We start from the raw sequence: 17,315 nt of genomic DNA on the forward strand, positions 1-17,315 counted from the left end.
GATGGTCTGAGAATCTCTTCTCCAAGAAATCAGCTCAGTAAGCATGCGCCTTACAAGCCTGTCATTCCGTAAAAATCGGCCTTTTCTTAGCTCTCTCAGCAGCATGTGAAAAATCGGTCTTTCTTCGCATGACTTTTTCCGTCAGCTGAATAGCAACAGATATCAATCTATTAATCCGCTAACTCCGCCGAGCGGGTCCGCTAATTTTTTAATCTTGATTGGCACGGTCACGCTACCAATAGTGCATCGCCTGCGGGTTGCCTTGGTGGTGTTCACCATCAAGTAGTAGGAAATCGGAACAGCCAAGCGCCATTTCGATGAATCCGGTGGTCAGCACAAACCGATTGCTTGATGCGCTAACGGGATGACGCTCGCTTACTACGAGCCACGCCTTACGAGTGCTGCCAAGCATAAAGGAGTGACCACAATGTCTACTGAACACACAGCAGTTGCGGACCGCCGCATCCTCCGCCGCGCCGAAGTTGAAGCCAAAACCGGATTCAAGCGCGCGCATATTTATAACTTGATGAAGGAAGGCAAATTCCCCAAGGCCTTGCGCCTGGGAATTCGAGCTGTCGGCTGGGACTCTGCCGAAATCGACAGCTGGATCACCGAACGCATCAAAGAGCGCGTTTGACGCCACTCCACTACGGTCAAGGAGCGAGCCATGCAAGTGATCGCCATTATTTCGACGAAGGGCGGAGTAGGTAAAACGACCGTCGCGGCCAACCTGGGAGGCTTCATCGCTGACGCTGGTCTGCGGGTGCTGCTGATCGACCTCGACATGCAGCCCACCTTATCGTCCTACTACGAGCTCACCCACCGCGCCGCTGGCGGCATCTACGAGCTGCTGGCATTTAATGAACAAGCACTACCGCAGTTGGTATCGCACACGACCATCAAAGGTCTGGATGTGGTGCTGTCCAATGACGAGCACCAACAACTGGGAACGCTATTGCTGCACGCAGCGGACGGGCGCCTGCGCCTGCGCAACTTGCTGCAGCTATTCAGACAACACTACGACCTGGTAGTGATCGATACACAGGGCGCGCGCAGCATCATGCTAGAGATGGCCATGCTCGCGGCTGATCTAGCTGTCTCCCCTATCACCCCCGAAACTCTGGCAGCCCGGGAGCTGCATCGAGGAACACTGCAGCTTGTCGATGCAATCGCACCCTACCGCCGCTTGGGTATCCAGCCTCCGCCACTGCGTTTGCTGCTCAACCGCGTACCGACCATCTCGTCGAACGCAAAGTTAGTTCAGCAGACTCTACGGCTGATTTTTCGCGAGCATGACGAGGTACAGATACTGCGCACCGAGATACCCGCCATCGAGGCGTTCCCCCGTGCCGCAACGTCGAGCCAACCCGTACACACGATCGAACACCGACGCCCGACCGGGCGCCAAGCACCGGCGGCCCTGGAGACCATGCGTGCGCTCGCACGCGAACTTTGCCCACAGTGGCAAGATCAGCTTGCCTGCGTGAGCGGCCGACTTAGCAGGAGGCGTTCACATGTCGAGCGCTAATGAACTCTGCCACGGTCATAAGCGGTTACTGCTGCTGATTGAGTTCGCTTTGAGTGAGGGCTGGGAAGTCCACCGAACGCCGGAAGGACTGCTGAAGTTCGTGAAGCCGAGCTTACCGCCGATCTTCACCAGCTCAACAACAAGCGATATTCGAGCACGCCAAACGCTTAGAGGCGCCAGCGCCGGTCGCCACCAGCAGGGAGGCCGGAATGACTAATGTCTCTTTGCAAGAAATGGCCGGCAAACTGATGACCGACGGGTTTTCCCGCTCAGGTCCAGCAGCACAGGCATTAAGTGACCCTATCACCGACACGCCAATGGTTGTCACACTCGACGACCTGCATCCCTATGAACTTGATCCACGCCTGACACGCAACCCGCTCTACGACGAAATAAAAGCGTCCATCCGTGAGCGGGGTCTCGATGCCCCACCCCCGATAACCCGACGCCCCGGTGCCGACCACTTCATCATTCGTAACGGCGGCAATACCCGGCTCGCCGTCCTACGCGAACTATGGTCCGAGACCAAGAGTGAAAATTTCTTCCGTATTCTGTGCCTGTTTCGTCCGTGGCCAGAGCGCGGCGAGATCATCGCGCTGACTGGGCACCTAGCGGAAAACGAGCTGCACGGCAGACTGACATTCATCGAGCGCGCGCTCGGTGTTGAAAAAGCCCGCGAGCTCTACGAGCAGGAAAGCGGCAAGTCGCTGTCCCAGTCGGAACTCGCCCGCCGCCTCAGCGCCGATGGATTCCCAGTTCCGCAGTCCCACATCAGCCGCATGCAAGACACCGTGCGCTACCTTCTGCCATCCATTCCCAGCGTGCTTTACAACGGGCTCGGACGGCATCAAGTCGAACGGTTGGCAGTGCTGCGTAAAGCCTCCGAACTCACCTGGGAAAAATATGCGGGCGGGCAGTCGTTAAGCATTGAATTCGAGACGCTATTCCATGATGTCCTGGCACCGTTCGACGAACAGCCAGGCACCTTTTCGGGCGACCGGGTCCAAGACGAACTTATCGGCCACATGTCGGAGCTGCTTGGTATCGACTACAACGTGCTCGAGCTTGACGTCGACAGCATCGAACATCGCCAGCGTGCGGTGAATAGCCCACCCCTGCTGCCAGTCGAAGCCACGGCCGTCAACACCGTAATCAATACCGACACTACGCCCATTCACCCGCCGACTTCGACTCGAAACGATAGCGCTGCAGCAGACGCTCCAGTTGCACTATCCAATGACACTATTGCCCAACCCTCGCCGATGCAGATAGCGGAGACAAATGCCGTCATTAATGAAGGGGATACCGAAGCGCGTCTACAGGGCCACATCATCTCCCCCGCCGACAGCACGGAGCGGCTACAGACCATCCAACAGCTGGTTGCCAACCACACCGGCGAGCCTCTGCCGACCTTCACGGACAACGTGCTGCAGGCAATTCCCGTGCAAGCCGGTGGACTGTTCCCGATCAGCGACGTCTGGTACATCGAGCCTGGACTGGATTCGCCAGATCGGCTGCGCATCCACATTGCGCAATTCGCGCAAGAGATCGCTGAGGAAGCTGAGCTGGCCGACTGCATCGAAGTGGGCAAGGCTGGCATAGGTTTCACCTGCACTCCGCACGAACAGAGCGTTTCGCCGCCCTTGTTCGCCCGCATGGTGTTGGCGTTGTTGCATGCATTGAGTACCTCATACTCGGCCGAACCCGATCAGGCTGTTCTGCACCTGGACGACAGCTTGGGAGCGCTTTTTCTGGGAACCGATGCCAGGGACACAAAAGTCCTCCCCCGCCTGAGCGACGACGGCTTGGTAAAGTTTTTCCGTCTGGTCCGGCTGGCACGCCGGCTTCTGGATCTGGAGGCCAATCCAGATAAGCCCGACCACTGAAACAGGCCGGAGAGAACCATGTCGACACCTCATCCGCTCAATCAAGCTGTCGTCGCTCAGGCTCTGCATGATCTGCGTAACGGCCAACTTCGCCGTTGCCTGTCGATGGGCTTCAGCGAGCGGGAACTGGACGTACTGAAACACCCCGCTCTGGTGAGTTTGTTGGCTAATGCCCAGGTGCCTTGGTGTTCTGTGACGGTGAATACGGACGTTCTCTGGCGCTTGGTCGGCCAGATGAACGACATCGAGCGTGAGATCGCCACGGTAGATCGTATGTTGCGCTTGGGGGCCAGCACCGAGATGGTCAGCAAATTCTACGGACTGACCCACCAGGAAGTCGCCCTGCGCCGCGACATCATCGGGCTGCCCAAACGCCGAGGGCGACATCCGGTCCTGAATGAAGATCAGGAGATGATTCTATGGAAGCAGTGGAAGGCTGGTATTACAGAGCGCGCTTTCGAGCTGAGTGACGACAGCGCGATGCTGGAGCTGACGATGGATCTGGCCGAAGCCCTATCTTTGCCCATGTCCGTGATCTGGGCGGCAATAGGAAGCTGGATCGATCAAGGCCTGGTGTAAGGCCATGATCTCGCCGGCAAGCCCTGCCGCTCTTTCAACGCTGCTCGACGACGCCCTGCAGCACCTAGCTCCCACCAAGAACAGCAATCCAGCCAGCGATGGATTCATATACAGCGGCAATCGCCATGAAAGCGTACCCCGTAGACTGTTTCTCGACCGCCGTTTGACGCCGCTGGAACGCAACGCCTGGCAGGTATTTCGACTCCTGCTCAACGAAGATGGGGTCACGGCGTTCCCGACTTACGATCAGCTCCGCCCCTATCTGGCATCAACGCCCTGCTCCGAGCAGGCATCTCACGAAACAGTGGCACGCGCACTTACACTCCTGCGTCTTACACGCTGGCTCAGTCTCGTGCGCCGACGGCGCGATCCCAAGACCGGCCGCATAAAGGGCAACCTTTACGTCCTGCACGATGAGCCACTCACACCTTACGAGGCCATGCAGCTTGATCCCGAATACCTTGGGCTGTTGAGTCACGCACTCAACCACGCCAGCAAGGCGATCCAACGGGTTGGCTACCACGCCATTCAGGAACTCACCGAAGACCCGATGCTCAGCGACCGTATCCTACCGACGCGCCTACAGGTGCTTGCGCAACGCATGGCCCAGGGTGATATATCCGGACGAGAAAGTTATCCACAAGAGCAGGCTTCCCTCGAATCCGAAGAAGACTGCGATGTCCTTCTTCGGAATGAAAAACCGCCGTCTTCGGATTCCGCAGCAGGCTCGCATGTCAGCAAAACCGGCCCTCTTCGGCATCCGAAGCAAGACCGTACTGAAGTACTCAGTAATCGTATAAATCGTACTGTACCGCGCACACGCGAGCTTCAGGGCCTGCAACTGCCTGAGCGTTTCCTTGCGTTGAAGGATGAACAGCAGGCCGGCGCGCTGGTGGCGTTGCAGCAAGTGGAAGCCGAAATGCGGCAAGCCGTGCTCGACGAGTGGGCCGCGCGCTGCCGCAGTAGCGAGGTGCGCAAACCTGCTGGCTATCTGTTCGGCATTATCCAAGCCGCAATCCGCGGCGAATTCAAAGCGTGGGCAGGACAAGGTCAGAGCATTGCCGTTGCCACCGTCCCGCCCCCAGCGCCACTTGCTCAACCGGCGAACCCCGAAATCGTCCAGGCGCACCTCGCCCATCTGCACGCCCTGCTAAACAAAAAATAGCGGCTGGGTAACGTGCTTGGACTCCCTTGGCATTATCCCCAGGGGATAGTTGCAACAGGCAGCCTTCCGCTCGAATAACCCGCCTGCATCAGGTGCCGTTTGTTGACTGACCGCCTTCCGTGCGCAGCTCAAGCTGGCGACTCGTTCCTCTACCGCGAGTCGTCCTCATGTCCACCGACAAAACCTTGCAACTAAATCTGGGCTCGCTGCGCAGTGCAATGTCGCTGACGCTGCACACCCATCACGCCTCGCGCATCTGGCACGGTCGAGCGCCCAGCGAAGGAAAACCAGGCATCGTTGGTCTGAACGGTTTCATCGCCATCGCCAACAAGATCAAGCGCGGCTCCGAGCAGGACGACCCCTATTCGGACTGGTGGATGCTGAGGGTTGAGGAAAAGCTGACGCAGACAAAGGAGACGTTGCAGACCTTACGTGAACAGGTGGACCGGGCCTTGGCCGACGTGCCGCCATCACTATCGCTGGGCGAGAACATGAACGTACAGCCGGTGAAGCTGCCGCTGTTCGTAAGCGCGCAGCTCGGCTTCCTCGCGGTCTACTTGCTGGCCGATTACGACGACCTGGCGCGCAAGCTGATCCTGGCCCACCACACTGCCCTGATTGATCGCAGCACGCTTGAGCGCTGGCTCAACGAAGGGGCTCATGCACTGCGCAGCCTGTTCTCGCTGACGCAGCAATACCGGCACTCAGGCTGTACCAGGGATGACTTCGCTGCCAAGAATGCTGCAGCCAGGGCAGCCATCGAGAAACTTGGCGAACTGCCGCAGAACGTGCTCGAAGGCACACTGCGTTCCCGCTACGCACCACCGATTATCCGTCGCTCGGCACTGGCCGCCTCCGCAAACCAGGGAACAGAGGACGCCAGCGCCGATGACTTCCCGGTAGCGGACGCCGATCGCCCGACAGCTGCGGTAGATGAAAACGAGGACAACCCAGCATGACGACCACCTCGACCTCTGCGGCAGCTCGTCGCTTTCACCCTTTGGAACAGACGGACTTCCAGAAACTGGAACAGGCAGCCTCTCTAAAAGGCCTTTTACAGCCTTTTAAGGGTAAGGGGAGCATGGAGACCTGGGCCAGCCACTGCCACACGCTGCGCGACGACTTGATCGAGTTGGCACAGCGGCGTGTTCTTGCTCAGGCGAACGCGTACCCCTTCCGCTTGCTTCCCGTTGAACTGGCCCAGCAGACCACTGGCGCAGGCACCACATTTCTACGCTGGCGCAGGCCCGATCGCTCCGCCATGGGCGTGGCGCTATGGCAGGCGCTGATCACCAGCGTCGCCACCCCCGCCCCCCTGATTGATGACCTCTACGCCATGGAGGTGCAGCGCATCGTGTTGAACATGCAGATCAGCCTCCTACACACGCTCGGCCGACAGGCTCACGAGTGCGCCAACAAGGTGGCCCAAGCCGAATCGATTTACCTGCAGCGTATCCCTGGAAGCGCTGCGTCCATCCGCACCACTTTCTCCAAGGAGTCACTATGAGCACGCACTTTGTCGGCGAAGGCAACATTGGTTCAGCGTCGGAGTTCAGGGAGTTTCCAAGCGGCAACGACGAGCCGCGACGGTTGTTGCGCTTGAACGTGTATTTCGACAATCCGGTTCCTACCAAGGATGGCTATGAAGATCGCGGTGGGTACTGGGCGCCGGTAGAACTGTGGCACCGCGATGCTGAACACTGGAAAACGCTGTATCAGAAAGGCATGCGCGTACTGGTGGAAGGTCGCACGGTGCGCGATGAATGGGAGGACGCCGACGAGAACGAGCGGGTGACGTTCAAGATCGAAGCCCGTCGCATAGGCATCCTGCCGTACCGGCTTGAGGCGGTAACGCTGATCCAGAAACAGGCCAGCGATCCGTCCCACCCTGCGGAATAATGCCCGCAGCACACCTCGGTGGAACTATCCCCAGGGGATAGTTCCACCGAGTTCCACTGAGCTCCAGCGCGCCCGTGAACGAAGCTTCTGGCAATCAAACTCTCGACACTACAAGCGCGCTACTCCCCAACTGATCCTAAGCTGCGGGACACCCCAGTAGCGTTGTAAGTAACGCAGCCACAACCTGGGTTTGTTCTTTCCGTGTTGTTTGCTGCCGCATGTGCGCCTGTCAGGAATGCTGAGGATCATTCGATGACCACGCCCGGAGGCTGCATGCGCGTGTTCTTGTGCGAAAAACCTTCCCAAGGCAAAGACATCGCCCGTGTGTTGAACGCTAGCCAACGCGGCAGCGGCTGCTACCGTGGAGCGGGCATCGTTGTGACCTGGTGCATTGGTCACCTGATCGAAGCGGCTCCACCGGAAGCCTACGGTGAGCAGTACAAGAGCTGGTCTATTGAACAGCTACCTATCATTCCCGAGCCCTGGCGCGTCGAGCCGAAGGCCGCAACCGCAGCGCAACTTAAGATCGTCAAGCAGCTCGTCGGCCAGGCCAGCGAGCTGGTGATCGCAACCGATGCGGACCGCGAAGGCGAGATGATCGCTCGCGAGATCATCGACCTGTGCGTCTACCGGGGACCGATCCGGCGGCTATGGCTGTCGGCGCTTAATGAGGTGAGCATTCGCAAGGCGCTGATTGCGCTGAAACCATCGAACGAGACGCTTCCGCTGTACTACGCGGCACTCGCCCGGTCCAGGGCGGACTGGCTTATCGGCATGAACCTGAGCCGCCTGTTCACACTTCTTGGACGTCAGGCCGGCTACGACGGTGTACTGTCGGTTGGCCGAGTGCAGACACCGGCACTGGCGCTGGTGGTAACCCGCGACCGCGAGATTGCCTGCTTCGTCTCGGTGCCGTTCTGGACCGTCGAGGTCGCACTATCAGCTGGCGGGCAGTGCTTCCTTGCCAACTGGATCGCGCCGGATGGCTGCACCGATGCTGCAGGCCGCTGCCTGCAGCAGGCGGCAGCACAACAAGCTGCCGATCGCATGCGCGCTGCTAGCAGCGCGGGCGTGGTCTCGGCTGAAACAGAGCGTGTGCGCGAATGTCCACCGCTGCCGTTCGACCTCGGCACTCTGCAGGAAGTGTGTTCGCGCCAGCTGGGCCTCGACGTGCAGGAGACGCTGGACATTGCCCAGGCTCTTTACGAAACGCACAAAGCGACGACCTATCCGCGTTCAGATTCTGGTTACCTGCCCGAAAGCATGTTCGCTGAGGTACCGACCGTGCTCGATGCGGTGCTCACCACCGATCCCACCCTGCGCCCTTTGCTCGACCAGCTTGACCTTACTCAACGCTCACGCGCTTGGAACGACAGCAAAGTATCGGCCCACCACGGCATTATTCCCACCCTGGAGCCGGCGAACCTGTCAGCAATGAGCGACAAGGAGATCGCGGTCTACAAGCTGATCCGCGCACACTACCTAGCGCAGTTCCTGCCGCATCACGAGTTCGACCGCACGACCGCCCAGTTGCTGTGCGGCGATCAATATCTGCAAGCCATCGGCAAGCAGGTAATCATTCCCGGCTGGCACCAAGTGCTAGCCGTACCGGAAGCGGACGACACCGATCGTGAGTCGACACCGCGCAGCCAAGTGTTGCCAGCCATGCACGAAGGGCTTCCCTGCCAGATTGGCCACATCGATCTGAAGTCACTCAAGACGCAGCCGCCAAAACCTTACACCCAGGGTGATTTGGTCAAGGCCATGAAAGGAGTCGCCAGGCTGGTCACCGACCCGCGGTTGAAGCAGAAGCTCAAAGAAACCACCGGCATCGGCACCGAGGCCACGCGTGCCAGCATTATCAAAGGTCTGCTCGACCGCGGTTACCTGATCAAGAAAGGCCGTGCCGTGCGCGCCTCCGAGGCGGCTTGCACACTCATCAATACGGTGCCCGCAGCTATTACAGACCCCGGCACCACCGCCGTCTGGGAACAGGCTCTGGACATGATCGAAGCCGGCAGCATGACGCTGGATACATTCGTCGAAAAGCAATCGATGTGGATTACACTGCTTGTTCAGCAGTATCGCGGTACCACACTGGCCATCAAGCTACCCGAGGGGCCTGTTTGCCCGCTGTGCGGCAGTCCAACCCGTCAACGCACAGGAAAGGCTGGCCCTTTCTGGTCCTGCCGCAACTATCCAGACTGCAAGGGCACCCTGCCCATCCAGAAAGCCAGCGCGACACGCAAGCCTCGACGGATCTCAAAATAGGTCGCGGCCCTTCTCTCCCACCGTATCGACCATGGCCGATACGCATACCTCGCTCCTGCGAGGAGCCCAGCACGCACTATCCTTCTGCAACGCGTGCACGTCGCCGGCGATTAGCTGGTTTGACGAGAAGGCGGGTTCATTCGCAGCCCGTACCACACGGACTTTTTGATCTGCTGGTTTTCACTTCGAAGGGTCCCCTGGCGCCTTGTCTCAACAGCAGGTCGAGCCCCCAGGAGACCCTTCGGGTCGAACGGTATTCAGCGCCGGAACCCACCGGCGAAACAACGGGTTCCTTTTGTACGCAGATGCGTGCCAAAGGATTTCGACCCCAGCCACGACAAGGGTCGAGTGTAATCGCTGCAACAGCGGATGGCTTTGACGACGGCCACTCCCTGCATCAGCTCACAGGTGGTTTCTTCCTCAACAGCCGAAGGCCTGGGCCTTCGGCCCCTTTCTCCTAGCCACCCGAAACAGCCGAAGCTGGCCCGGGCATTCATGCAGTTGATCTTCGAGAGCAACGGCGAACTGCAGGTGGTCACAGCCTGACCTGTCCCGTGAACGCTCGAACGCCTGCAAGGCGTCGGTGCCTTTGTTCCATTCCAGCCAGGAGACATCTTCCATGTCCCATGCACCTCAGTCACGCTGCACTGAACCCATCGGTTATCTGGCGCTAACCTACGCAGGTGAACGCCTGCCGTTGGAGCTACGCCGCAGCACCGCCGGTTACTTCATCGGCACTGCCGACGACAGAGGTCCGGCCTCGCGCGAGTCCTTCGACTATTTTTGTTCGCACTAGGCTGCAAGCCACGCCCTAACAACCGGACGCTGGCACCAGGGTCTCTATCCCTACCCATCGAAGAACTTCTTGGTGACGGCCAATACGGTGGCCACCGGATTCGTTTTGCCACGCGCAAGCCCGCCGAGTGCGCACCATCGTTGCAGCATGTTCGCTGGCGTCGCCGGCAACATCCCAGGCAGTCGAAACCTTAAAGGCTGGGGTGCGGTTCACCGCACTGGTTGTTTTGTTATCCGGCGCATGTCGCGCCATCCACCCCTCAAGGGACACCCTCCCTTGCGGGCAGGGAGTCCCTTTATTCATTAAGGAGTCTCCAATGGATATCCAAGCCATCCGCGCCCAAATGCCCGTCCTGGTCGCCGGTCATGTTCCTCGCAATGTCCGTACGTTCAAGTTCAATATCTTCGACGGACAACCCAAGGTCTCAGCGTGGGGTTTCCACATCGACCCCAAACCCTTCGAGGGCAAGGTGATCGCCGACACCGGTGACGCCATCGTCGTCAAGGTCGGCCGCGCCGAGTTCGCCGTGCTTGATCGCGCACTGCTGACCGAAGTGCCTGACGAGGGCGCCAAGGTACAGGTCCAACCGTATGCCCGACGCCGTTTCGACGGTCTGCGCGCGGACACACCGGAAGAGCGCACTGAGCACACCGTAGACGGCACGCCTTATACGGTGCAAACGCACATTCTCGGCTCGGCACCGGCCAAGCTACCGCTCCCACAGCCACGCTGTCCGGAGTTGCTGGAACTCATCAATCAGCTTGAACAGCTACCTGCTCCCGATGGCTTTCGCCGCGTCACCCACTTACTAGTGGATGCCGGCGCACGGGATTTCTCCCTCGTCGATCCGCTGCCCGACGACATCATCAGGACGCCTCCGGCGATCAGTTTCACCGCTGCGACAGCAAAGTTTCAGGGGCGGGTTACCGTGCTGTACGAACGTGCCGACGACCTCTACGCAATCGAGCTGAAACGCGACGGGGCACTGGTCAAACGCATCGATCAAGTATTCTTCGACTCGCTCGGCGAAACGCTGGAGCAACTGATCGACGATGGCAGTTGGCGGCGCATCCGCGTGCAGAGACTGTCGGGAAGCAAGCCCACCCGGCATTAACGCATCGCTTCTCGCCCTTGCGGCGAGAAGCTCTTATTCGTACATCAGGAAATCACATTCGTGCCGGCGGCCTCTGCTATGCCGACCTGGCGCGCTTAGTCGCGAACAAGGTATTACGGTAAGTGATGAATATGTTGCCAGGCAGCTGTTAGTTCACTTGGCCCTAAAAGGAGCCTTGCTGTTTAGCAAAGAACAATCCGAAACTACCATTGTGGCAGGCAGCAACCGGCCAAAAGCAGCCGCTCGGATATCTCTGCAAAAGCTGGGCTCTTCACTCGACGAAGAAATCGAGCCGTGTTGAGATCTGTGTCTATACTTTGACTGTTCAAAAATCTGGTTTAGCTCTTGGGTTATGGTACATTTGTCATGCAGTTCTACTGAAGCTGGAGCATCGATTTTGCCTGGCTAGCATCACACAGAAACCATATTTCTAATGGGCAAACAGTCATTTTTTGGACCGCAGCGATATCGATGGATCTCATGAAAGCCAAAAATAAGGAATAGCTATATGTCTGGGACGTTTGAAATATACAACGACAAAGCGGGTGAATTTCGTTTTCGGCTCAAAGCCAACAATGGCCAAGCAATTCTGGCCAGCGAGGGCTACAAGGATAAGTCTGGATGTCTAAATGGAGTCGAGTCAGTCAAAAAAAATGCGCCTGATGATGCACGCTACGAGCGTAAGGCCAGCGGGGCTGACAAGTTTATGTTCAACCTTAAGGCGGGTAATCACCAAGTAGTCGGGACGAGCCAGTCATATGCCTCCGAAGCCTCACGCGACAAGGGTATCGAGTCGGTGAAAAACCACGCACCCGACGCTAAGGTTGTTGAGGTGGGCAATTAATCGCTTCAGTCTGTTCAAAATCACTTGGGCATTTCGTTGAGATGGGCGGCTGAGTATTCTTAATAGCCGCTTTTCCCTGCTCGGATGTGATCGACCGCTTCTGGCCGGTTAGCGACGGTCTGACTTCGACCGTCGCAATATATGGTCAGACCTCGGTCTGCTCCGCCATTTCCAGAGCGTCATCGACCTCAATCCCAAGATATCGGACGGTGCTCTCAAGCTTCGTATGGCCGAGCAGAATTTGAATCGCCCGTAGGTTCTTCGTCCTGCGATAGATCAGCGATGCCTTCGTACGTCTCATCGTGTGTGTGCCATACATGGCAGGATCTAGGCCAATGGCTTTTACCCAGCCTTTGACGATACGAGCGTATTGACGAGTGGATAGATGGTCTGATGTATGCAGCCTGCTCGGGAAAAGGCAGTCCTGGCTCCGGAGCTGTGCTTGATGTATCCAGGCGGCGAGAGCAGACCGTGTTTCCCTAGTGTGCGCTCTCTTGCTTGGATGGCATTACGTTCTGGCCCAACGTTACTGTAGCGAATCCGCAGCAGTATCAATCAAAGCCTCCTGTATCCCGCGTGAAGAAAGACGCTACGTTGCGCCCGTTCTTCCACGGCTTCGCTTGCCGCCCCGCTACGGCAGATTCGAAGTATTCATCGAAATGTCATCCTTTAGAAGCAGTGCGTTAACAAGGAATTTCTACCCTTTGCATCGCGAACCGCAATTGTGCGGCCAGCAATATTGCGAAAGGTGATCAAATGACGCCCCATCCGATACAGGACGCCGTGCTGCGGGTCGACCGGTTGAGCGTCGTCTATCCAGGCGGCGTGACAGCCCTACGCGATACCTCGATTGCATTTCGGCGTGGTGAGTTCACCGTGCTGCTTGGTCTCTCGGGCGCAGGCAAGTCGACCTTGCTCCGTAGTCTCAATCGACTCGTCACGCCCACTGGCGGCAGTGTCACCAGCGAACTCGGTGAGCTCGGCAGCGGCTCGGCCTTGCGTCAGCATCGTCGGCGTACCGCCATGATCTTTCAGCACCACCAGCTAATCGAACGTCAAAGCGCACTGGCTAATGTGCTTACCGGTCGGCTGGCCTTTCACAACACGCTCCGCTCGCTGTTTCCTCTGCCGCGTGCCGATCAGGAGATTGCGCTCAGTTGCCTCGCTCGGGTCGGTCTGGCAGACAAGGCGCTAAGCCAGGTGGACAAACTGTCCGGTGGCCAGCAGCAGCGGGTAGGCATCGCGCGTGCGCTAGCGCAACAGCCGGCGATCATTCTGGCCGATGAGCCGGTAGCCAGTCTCGACCCGGCCACTTCGGTCCGTGTTCTCGGATTGCTGCGCGACATCTGCAAGGAAGACGGCATCACCGCCATCGTTTCGCTGCATCAACTCGAATATGCCCGCCGCTTCGCCGATCGCGTCGTCGGGCTGGCCGATTCTCAGATCGTTTTCGATGCCGCGCCCTCGGAACTCACCGATGCGCAGCTTGAGCGCATCTATGCAGGCCGCTCTACGACTCAGCCAGCGAATGCTCCGGCTGAACCACCTGTCATGCTCGAACCTTCACTGGAGATGTCCCGATGAAACGCTTATCCGCGCTCTTATTGACTTGCTTGCTGTCCGCTGTTTCAAGTTTGTCCGCCCTAGCGGCCGATGCCGATCCGGATGTGCTAAAGGTTGCCCTGCTGCCGGACGAAAACGCCTCCGAGCTGATCAAGCGTAACCAGCCGCTGAAGGATTATCTGGAAGAGCATCTGGACAAGAAGGTGCAGCTGATCGTAACCACCGACTATTCCTCGATGATTGAGGCGATGCGCTTTGGCCGTATCGACCTGGCGTATTTCGGTCCGCTGTCCTACGTCATGGCCAAAAGCAAAAGCGACATCGAGCCCTTCGCTGCCATGGTCATCGACGGCAAGCCGACCTATCGCTCGGTGATTATCGCCAATGTGGCGTCAGGCGTGAATGAGTATGCCGACCTTAAGGGCAAGAAGATGGCCTATGGTGACCGGGCATCGACGTCCAGCCATTTGATTCCCAAAACCGTGCTTCTTGAGACGGCCGATTTGACGGGTGGGCAGGACTACGAACAACATTTTGTGGGCACGCATGACGCCGTTGCCGTCAACGTGGCGAACGGCAACGCCGATGCGGGTGGGCTGTCGGAGGTAATTTTCAATCACGTAGCCGAACGTGGCCTAATCGATCCGAGCAAGGTGAAAGTACTTGGTTACAGCGGCGAATACCCCCAGTACCCCTGGGCGATGCGCTCGAACCTGAGCCCCGAGCTGAAAACCAAGGTGCGGGATGTATTCGTCGGTATCGACGATCCCGAAGTGCTGCGCAACTTCAAGGCCGAGGCCTTCGCGCCAATCACCGACGCCGACTACGATGTGATCCGCAACATGGGATCGCTGCTCGGCCTCGACTTCGCCACGATGTGAGCACCGATATGTCTACTCATTACGACGTGCAGGCGCTGCCTGCAGAGCAACGCGAGCACATCCTTCGAGGCTTCGGCCTCGGTTGGTGGCGCCAGCTGGGGCAGGTGGCGATTGTATTCGGAGTGGTGCTGTTGGCCTGCTGGTACGTGGGGCTGCTCGATGCCACCACGCTGCTGAACGGGCTGCCCTCCATCGCGACCCTGGCAGGCGAGGCCATGCCGCCAGACTTTTCGGGCTATCGAAGCTGGATTCGCCCCTTGATCGACACCTTGGCGATGAGCATCGCCGGTACGGCCATCGCAGTGGTGTTCTCGCTGGTGGTGGCCTTCGTTGCAGCGAGCAATACGGCGCCGCACCCCCTTGTGTTCGGTGTTGCCCGGGTGCTGCTCAATGCCCTGCGGTCGGTGCCGGAGCTGATCATGGGCATCATCTTCGTTGCAGCCGTAGGGTTCGGCGCCTTGCCGGGCGTGCTTGCCCTGGGTCTGCATTCGGTCGGCATGGTCGGCAAGTTCTTCGCCGAGGCCATCGAGCACGTCGACGAAGCGCCGGTGGAAGCCGCTCGGGCGGCGGGGGCTACGCCGATGCAAGTGCTGCTGCACGCGGTTTTGCCACAGGTGACGCCGCAGTTCGCCGACGTGGCGATCTACCGCTGGGAATACAACTTTCGCGCCTCCACCGTGATGGGCATGGTTGGCGCCGGCGGTATCGGCTTCGAACTCATGGGCTCGCTGCGCATCATGCAGTACCAGGAGGTTGCAGCAATCCTGCTGGTCATCCTGGCCATGGTCACGCTAGTAGACGCCTTCAGTGGCGTGCTGCGCAAACGTTTCAAATAGGACAAACCATGCTGCCGAAACTCGTTATAACTCACCGAGTACACGATGAGATCCTGCAACTGCTGGCGCCACATTGCGAGCTGATGACCAACCAGACCGACAGCACGCTGACGCGCGAGGAAATTCTGCGCCGCTGTCGCGATGCTCAGGCGATGATGGCGTTCATGCCCGATCGGGTCGATGCAGACTTTCTTCAAGCCTGCCCTGAGCTGCGTGTAGTCGGCTGCGCGCTCAAGGGCTTCGACAATTTCGATGTGGACGCCTGTACTGCCCGCGGGGTCTGGCTGACCTTCGTGCCTGATCTGTTGACGGTCCCGACTGCCGAGCTGGCGATCGGACTGGCGGTGGGGCTGGGGCGGCATCTGCGGGCAGCAGATGCGTTCGTCCGCTCTGGCGAGTTCCAGGGCTGGCAACCACAGTTCTACGGCACGGGGCTGGATAACGCTACGGTCGGCATCCTTGGCATGGGCGCCATCGGACTGGCCATGGCTGATCGCTTGCAGGGATGGGGCGCGACCCTGCAGTACCACGAGGCGAAGGCTCTGGATACACAAACCGAGCAACGGCTCGGCCTGCGCCAGGTGGCGTGCAGCGAACTCTTCGCCAGCTCGGACTTCATCCTGCTGGCGCTTCCCTTGAATGCCGATACCCAGCATCTGGTCAACGCCGAGCTGCTTGCCCTCGTACGGCCGGGCGCTCTGCTTGTAAACCCCTGTCGTGGTTCGGTAGTGGATGAAGCCGCCGTGCTCGCGGCGCTTGAGCGAGGCCAGCTCGGCGGGTATGCGGCGGATGTATTCGAAATGGAAGACTGGGCTCGCGCGGACCGGCCGCGGCTGATCGATCCTGCGCTGCTCGCGCATCCGAATACGCTGTTCACTCCGCACATAGGGTCGGCAGTGCGCGCGGTGCGCCTGGAGATTGAACGTTGTGCAGCGCAGAACATCATCCAGGTATTGGCAGGTGCGCGCCCAATCAACGCTGCGAACCGTCTGCCCAAGGCCGAGCCTGCCGCATGTTGAATCCGGTCTGGCTGAAGAGCCTGGTAGCGATCGTTCAAACAGGCAGTTTTCAGAGCGCGGCGAGGGCGTTGGGGCTGGCCCAGCCGACGGTGTCGCAGCACTTGCAGAAGCTTGAAGAGCAGGTCGGCGTAACGCTGGTGCAGCGCAGTCGTAGCGGCTGCCAGCCTACCACACGGGCGCTGGCCTTCATGCCGCATGCGACCGCCTTGCTCGACATGCACGCCCGGGCGCTAGAAGCCCTGCATGGCAATCGTGAGCGCGTCGGGGCCAGCTCCAACATCGGCACCTACCTTCTCCAGCCATTCGTGCGCAACTATCTGACGACCGCAAATGAGAGGGGCGAGGTGGATCTGCGCATCGCCGCCAACCCGGATGTGGCCGACCAGCTACTGGCGGGCCAGCTCGACGCCGCGATCATGGAATGGTGGCTACCTCACCCCGACTTCGAATACCGCCTCTGGCGGGTCGAGCCGCTGGTGCTTATCGTCAGCCCCGACCATGCGCTGGCTGAAGCAGGGTGCATAGAACGTGATCGTCTGGTGGACCTGCCGATGCTGGGAGGTGAACCGGGTAGCGGTACCGGACGGCTTCTGACCGAATACTTTGGCGAACTGGGCGTGCCTCGCAGCGGTATGCAGCTAGGCAGCACCGAGGCAGTCAAACAAGCAGTGAGGGCGGGACTCGGCGTGTCGTTGGTGATGGCTTCCGCAGTACAAGACGAAGTTCGCAGTGGCGCGCTGGTAGCTCTTCCCATCCCGGGGCTTGAAAAGCGTCTCCAACTGATCTGGCGCAAACCTCCCGGAAATCTGCACCCGCCGGGATTTGTGCGGCACTTATTGGAGGAGGCAGATCTAGCTGGATAAGGTGATGGATGGTTGCGATCCAGCGCTTGGCTTGTCAGCCTAGGGAAACTCTGAAAAAGACTTTCTGATTT

At 59.1% G+C, this 17,315-nt stretch carries 18 protein-coding genes and 1 pseudogene; 17 read left to right on the top strand and 2 right to left on the bottom strand.

The window, feature by feature from the left end:
• The first annotated feature begins 427 nt into the window (after nucleotides 1-427).
• From G7020_RS06795 to G7020_RS06835, 9 genes are all read left to right on the top strand, one after another.
• Entirely contained in the window at nucleotides 428-637 is a 210-nt protein-coding gene (locus G7020_RS06795; RefSeq protein ID WP_181070901.1) for an AlpA family transcriptional regulator, read from the top strand.
• A 30-nt stretch (nucleotides 638-667) separates the two neighbouring features.
• Nucleotides 668-1,528, top strand: a complete 861-nt coding sequence (locus tag G7020_RS06800; RefSeq protein ID WP_181083168.1) for a ParA family protein — start codon at nucleotides 668-670, stop codon at nucleotides 1,526-1,528.
• Nucleotides 1,529-1,737: 209 nt separating this feature from the next.
• The gene (locus G7020_RS06805; protein ID WP_181083169.1) at nucleotides 1,738-3,414 is read left to right on the top strand and encodes a ParB family protein; all 1,677 of its coding nucleotides are present in this window, start codon (nucleotides 1,738-1,740) and stop codon (nucleotides 3,412-3,414) included.
• Nucleotides 3,415-3,432: 18 nt separating this feature from the next.
• Nucleotides 3,433-3,993, top strand: coding sequence for a DUF2857 domain-containing protein (locus G7020_RS06810; RefSeq protein ID WP_181083170.1), 561 nt, complete (start codon nucleotides 3,433-3,435; stop codon nucleotides 3,991-3,993).
• A gap of 4 nt (nucleotides 3,994-3,997) precedes the next feature.
• Nucleotides 3,998-5,158, top strand: a complete 1,161-nt coding sequence (locus G7020_RS06815; RefSeq protein WP_181083171.1) for an STY4528 family pathogenicity island replication protein — start codon at nucleotides 3,998-4,000, stop codon at nucleotides 5,156-5,158.
• 167 nt (nucleotides 5,159-5,325) lie between these two features.
• Nucleotides 5,326-6,117: a PFL_4669 family integrating conjugative element protein gene (locus tag G7020_RS06820; protein ID WP_219852603.1), complete on the top strand. Its 792-nt coding sequence runs from the start codon at nucleotides 5,326-5,328 to the stop codon at nucleotides 6,115-6,117.
• Nucleotides 6,114-6,665, top strand: coding sequence for a DUF3158 family protein (locus G7020_RS06825; protein ID WP_181083172.1), 552 nt, complete (start codon nucleotides 6,114-6,116; stop codon nucleotides 6,663-6,665). Before G7020_RS06820 ends, G7020_RS06825 begins: the two co-directional genes overlap by 4 nt.
• Nucleotides 6,662-7,057 (top strand): single-stranded DNA-binding protein, encoded by a 396-nt coding sequence (locus G7020_RS06830; RefSeq protein ID WP_181070891.1) that lies wholly within the window; start codon nucleotides 6,662-6,664, stop codon nucleotides 7,055-7,057. Before G7020_RS06825 ends, G7020_RS06830 begins: the two co-directional genes overlap by 4 nt.
• 273 nt (nucleotides 7,058-7,330) lie before the next feature.
• A complete protein-coding gene (locus G7020_RS06835; RefSeq protein ID WP_181083173.1) occupies nucleotides 7,331-9,328 on the top strand; it encodes a DNA topoisomerase III in 1,998 nt (665 codons plus the stop codon).
• A gap of 420 nt (nucleotides 9,329-9,748) precedes the next feature.
• Here G7020_RS06835 and G7020_RS06840 read toward each other — a convergent pair whose 3' ends face one another.
• Entirely contained in the window at nucleotides 9,749-9,949 is a 201-nt protein-coding gene (locus G7020_RS06840) for a hypothetical protein (protein ID WP_181083174.1), read from the bottom strand.
• Here G7020_RS06840 and G7020_RS06845 point away from each other — a divergent pair.
• From G7020_RS06845 to G7020_RS06855, 3 genes are all read left to right on the top strand, one after another.
• Nucleotides 9,948-10,124: a hypothetical protein gene (locus G7020_RS06845; RefSeq protein ID WP_181083175.1), complete on the top strand. Its 177-nt coding sequence runs from the start codon at nucleotides 9,948-9,950 to the stop codon at nucleotides 10,122-10,124. The two genes, G7020_RS06840 and G7020_RS06845, sit on opposite strands and share 2 nt — an antisense overlap.
• A gap of 316 nt (nucleotides 10,125-10,440) precedes the next feature.
• Complete coding sequence (locus tag G7020_RS06850) at nucleotides 10,441-11,238, top strand: GTPase (protein WP_181083176.1); 798 nt, start codon at nucleotides 10,441-10,443, stop codon at nucleotides 11,236-11,238.
• A 508-nt stretch (nucleotides 11,239-11,746) separates the two neighbouring features.
• Entirely contained in the window at nucleotides 11,747-12,082 is a 336-nt protein-coding gene (locus tag G7020_RS06855) for a YegP family protein (RefSeq protein WP_003118434.1), read from the top strand.
• A gap of 145 nt (nucleotides 12,083-12,227) precedes the next feature.
• Here the strand turns inward: G7020_RS06855 and G7020_RS06860 are convergent.
• Nucleotides 12,228-12,566 (bottom strand): annotated as a pseudogene (locus tag G7020_RS06860) (tyrosine-type recombinase/integrase); the annotation flags it as partial.
• 272 nt (nucleotides 12,567-12,838) lie between these two features.
• Between G7020_RS06860 and phnC the strand changes: the two are divergent.
• Genes phnC through G7020_RS06885 form a run of 5 tightly spaced genes read left to right on the top strand, consistent with a single transcriptional unit; the run spans nucleotide 12,839 to nucleotide 17,244 of the window.
• Nucleotides 12,839-13,666, top strand: a complete 828-nt coding sequence (phnC, locus tag G7020_RS06865; protein ID WP_181083177.1) for a phosphonate ABC transporter ATP-binding protein — start codon at nucleotides 12,839-12,841, stop codon at nucleotides 13,664-13,666.
• Nucleotides 13,663-14,526, top strand: a complete 864-nt coding sequence (phnD, locus tag G7020_RS06870; protein WP_010466255.1) for a phosphate/phosphite/phosphonate ABC transporter substrate-binding protein — start codon at nucleotides 13,663-13,665, stop codon at nucleotides 14,524-14,526. The genes phnC and phnD overlap by 4 nt, the downstream gene beginning before the upstream one ends.
• Nucleotides 14,527-14,534: 8 nt before the next feature.
• A complete protein-coding gene (gene phnE / locus G7020_RS06875; RefSeq protein WP_181083178.1) occupies nucleotides 14,535-15,362 on the top strand; it encodes a phosphonate ABC transporter, permease protein PhnE in 828 nt (275 codons plus the stop codon).
• Between the two features lie 8 nt (nucleotides 15,363-15,370).
• Nucleotides 15,371-16,381: a phosphonate dehydrogenase PtxD gene (gene ptxD / locus G7020_RS06880; RefSeq protein WP_003118429.1), complete on the top strand. Its 1,011-nt coding sequence runs from the start codon at nucleotides 15,371-15,373 to the stop codon at nucleotides 16,379-16,381.
• Nucleotides 16,375-17,244 (top strand): LysR family transcriptional regulator, encoded by an 870-nt coding sequence (locus G7020_RS06885; protein ID WP_003118428.1) that lies wholly within the window; start codon nucleotides 16,375-16,377, stop codon nucleotides 17,242-17,244. The genes ptxD and G7020_RS06885 overlap by 7 nt, the downstream gene beginning before the upstream one ends.
• The last annotated feature ends 71 nt before the right edge of the window (nucleotides 17,245-17,315 follow it).

This window comes from Stutzerimonas stutzeri (genome assembly GCF_013522825.1).
Taxonomy (GTDB): domain Bacteria; phylum Pseudomonadota; class Gammaproteobacteria; order Pseudomonadales; family Pseudomonadaceae; genus Stutzerimonas; species Stutzerimonas stutzeri_AK.

What these genes read in the sequence shown, in the direction of transcription:
- ptxD (WP_003118429.1), top strand. Translation starts at nt 15,371, where the DNA reads ATGCTGCCGAAACTCGTTATAACTCACCGAGTACACGATGAGATCCTG.
- G7020_RS06835 (WP_181083173.1), top strand. Translation starts at nt 7,331, where the DNA reads ATGCGCGTGTTCTTGTGCGAAAAACCTTCCCAAGGCAAAGACATCGCC.
- phnC (WP_181083177.1), top strand. Translation starts at nt 12,839, where the DNA reads ATGACGCCCCATCCGATACAGGACGCCGTGCTGCGGGTCGACCGGTTG.
- G7020_RS06805 (WP_181083169.1), top strand. Translation starts at nt 1,738, where the DNA reads ATGACTAATGTCTCTTTGCAAGAAATGGCCGGCAAACTGATGACCGAC.
- G7020_RS06825 (WP_181083172.1), top strand. Translation starts at nt 6,114, where the DNA reads ATGACGACCACCTCGACCTCTGCGGCAGCTCGTCGCTTTCACCCTTTG.
- phnD (WP_010466255.1), top strand. Translation starts at nt 13,663, where the DNA reads ATGAAACGCTTATCCGCGCTCTTATTGACTTGCTTGCTGTCCGCTGTT.
- G7020_RS06840 (WP_181083174.1), bottom strand. Translation starts at nt 9,949, where the DNA reads ATGGAAGATGTCTCCTGGCTGGAATGGAACAAAGGCACCGACGCCTTG.
- G7020_RS06800 (WP_181083168.1), top strand. Translation starts at nt 668, where the DNA reads ATGCAAGTGATCGCCATTATTTCGACGAAGGGCGGAGTAGGTAAAACG.
- G7020_RS06855 (WP_003118434.1), top strand. Translation starts at nt 11,747, where the DNA reads ATGTCTGGGACGTTTGAAATATACAACGACAAAGCGGGTGAATTTCGT.
- phnE (WP_181083178.1), top strand. Translation starts at nt 14,535, where the DNA reads ATGTCTACTCATTACGACGTGCAGGCGCTGCCTGCAGAGCAACGCGAG.
- G7020_RS06795 (WP_181070901.1), top strand. Translation starts at nt 428, where the DNA reads ATGTCTACTGAACACACAGCAGTTGCGGACCGCCGCATCCTCCGCCGC.
- G7020_RS06885 (WP_003118428.1), top strand. Translation starts at nt 16,375, where the DNA reads ATGTTGAATCCGGTCTGGCTGAAGAGCCTGGTAGCGATCGTTCAAACA.
- G7020_RS06830 (WP_181070891.1), top strand. Translation starts at nt 6,662, where the DNA reads ATGAGCACGCACTTTGTCGGCGAAGGCAACATTGGTTCAGCGTCGGAG.
- G7020_RS06820 (WP_219852603.1), top strand. Translation starts at nt 5,326, where the DNA reads ATGTCCACCGACAAAACCTTGCAACTAAATCTGGGCTCGCTGCGCAGT.
- G7020_RS06850 (WP_181083176.1), top strand. Translation starts at nt 10,441, where the DNA reads ATGGATATCCAAGCCATCCGCGCCCAAATGCCCGTCCTGGTCGCCGGT.
- G7020_RS06815 (WP_181083171.1), top strand. Translation starts at nt 3,998, where the DNA reads ATGATCTCGCCGGCAAGCCCTGCCGCTCTTTCAACGCTGCTCGACGAC.
- G7020_RS06845 (WP_181083175.1), top strand. Translation starts at nt 9,948, where the DNA reads ATGTCCCATGCACCTCAGTCACGCTGCACTGAACCCATCGGTTATCTG.
- G7020_RS06810 (WP_181083170.1), top strand. Translation starts at nt 3,433, where the DNA reads ATGTCGACACCTCATCCGCTCAATCAAGCTGTCGTCGCTCAGGCTCTG.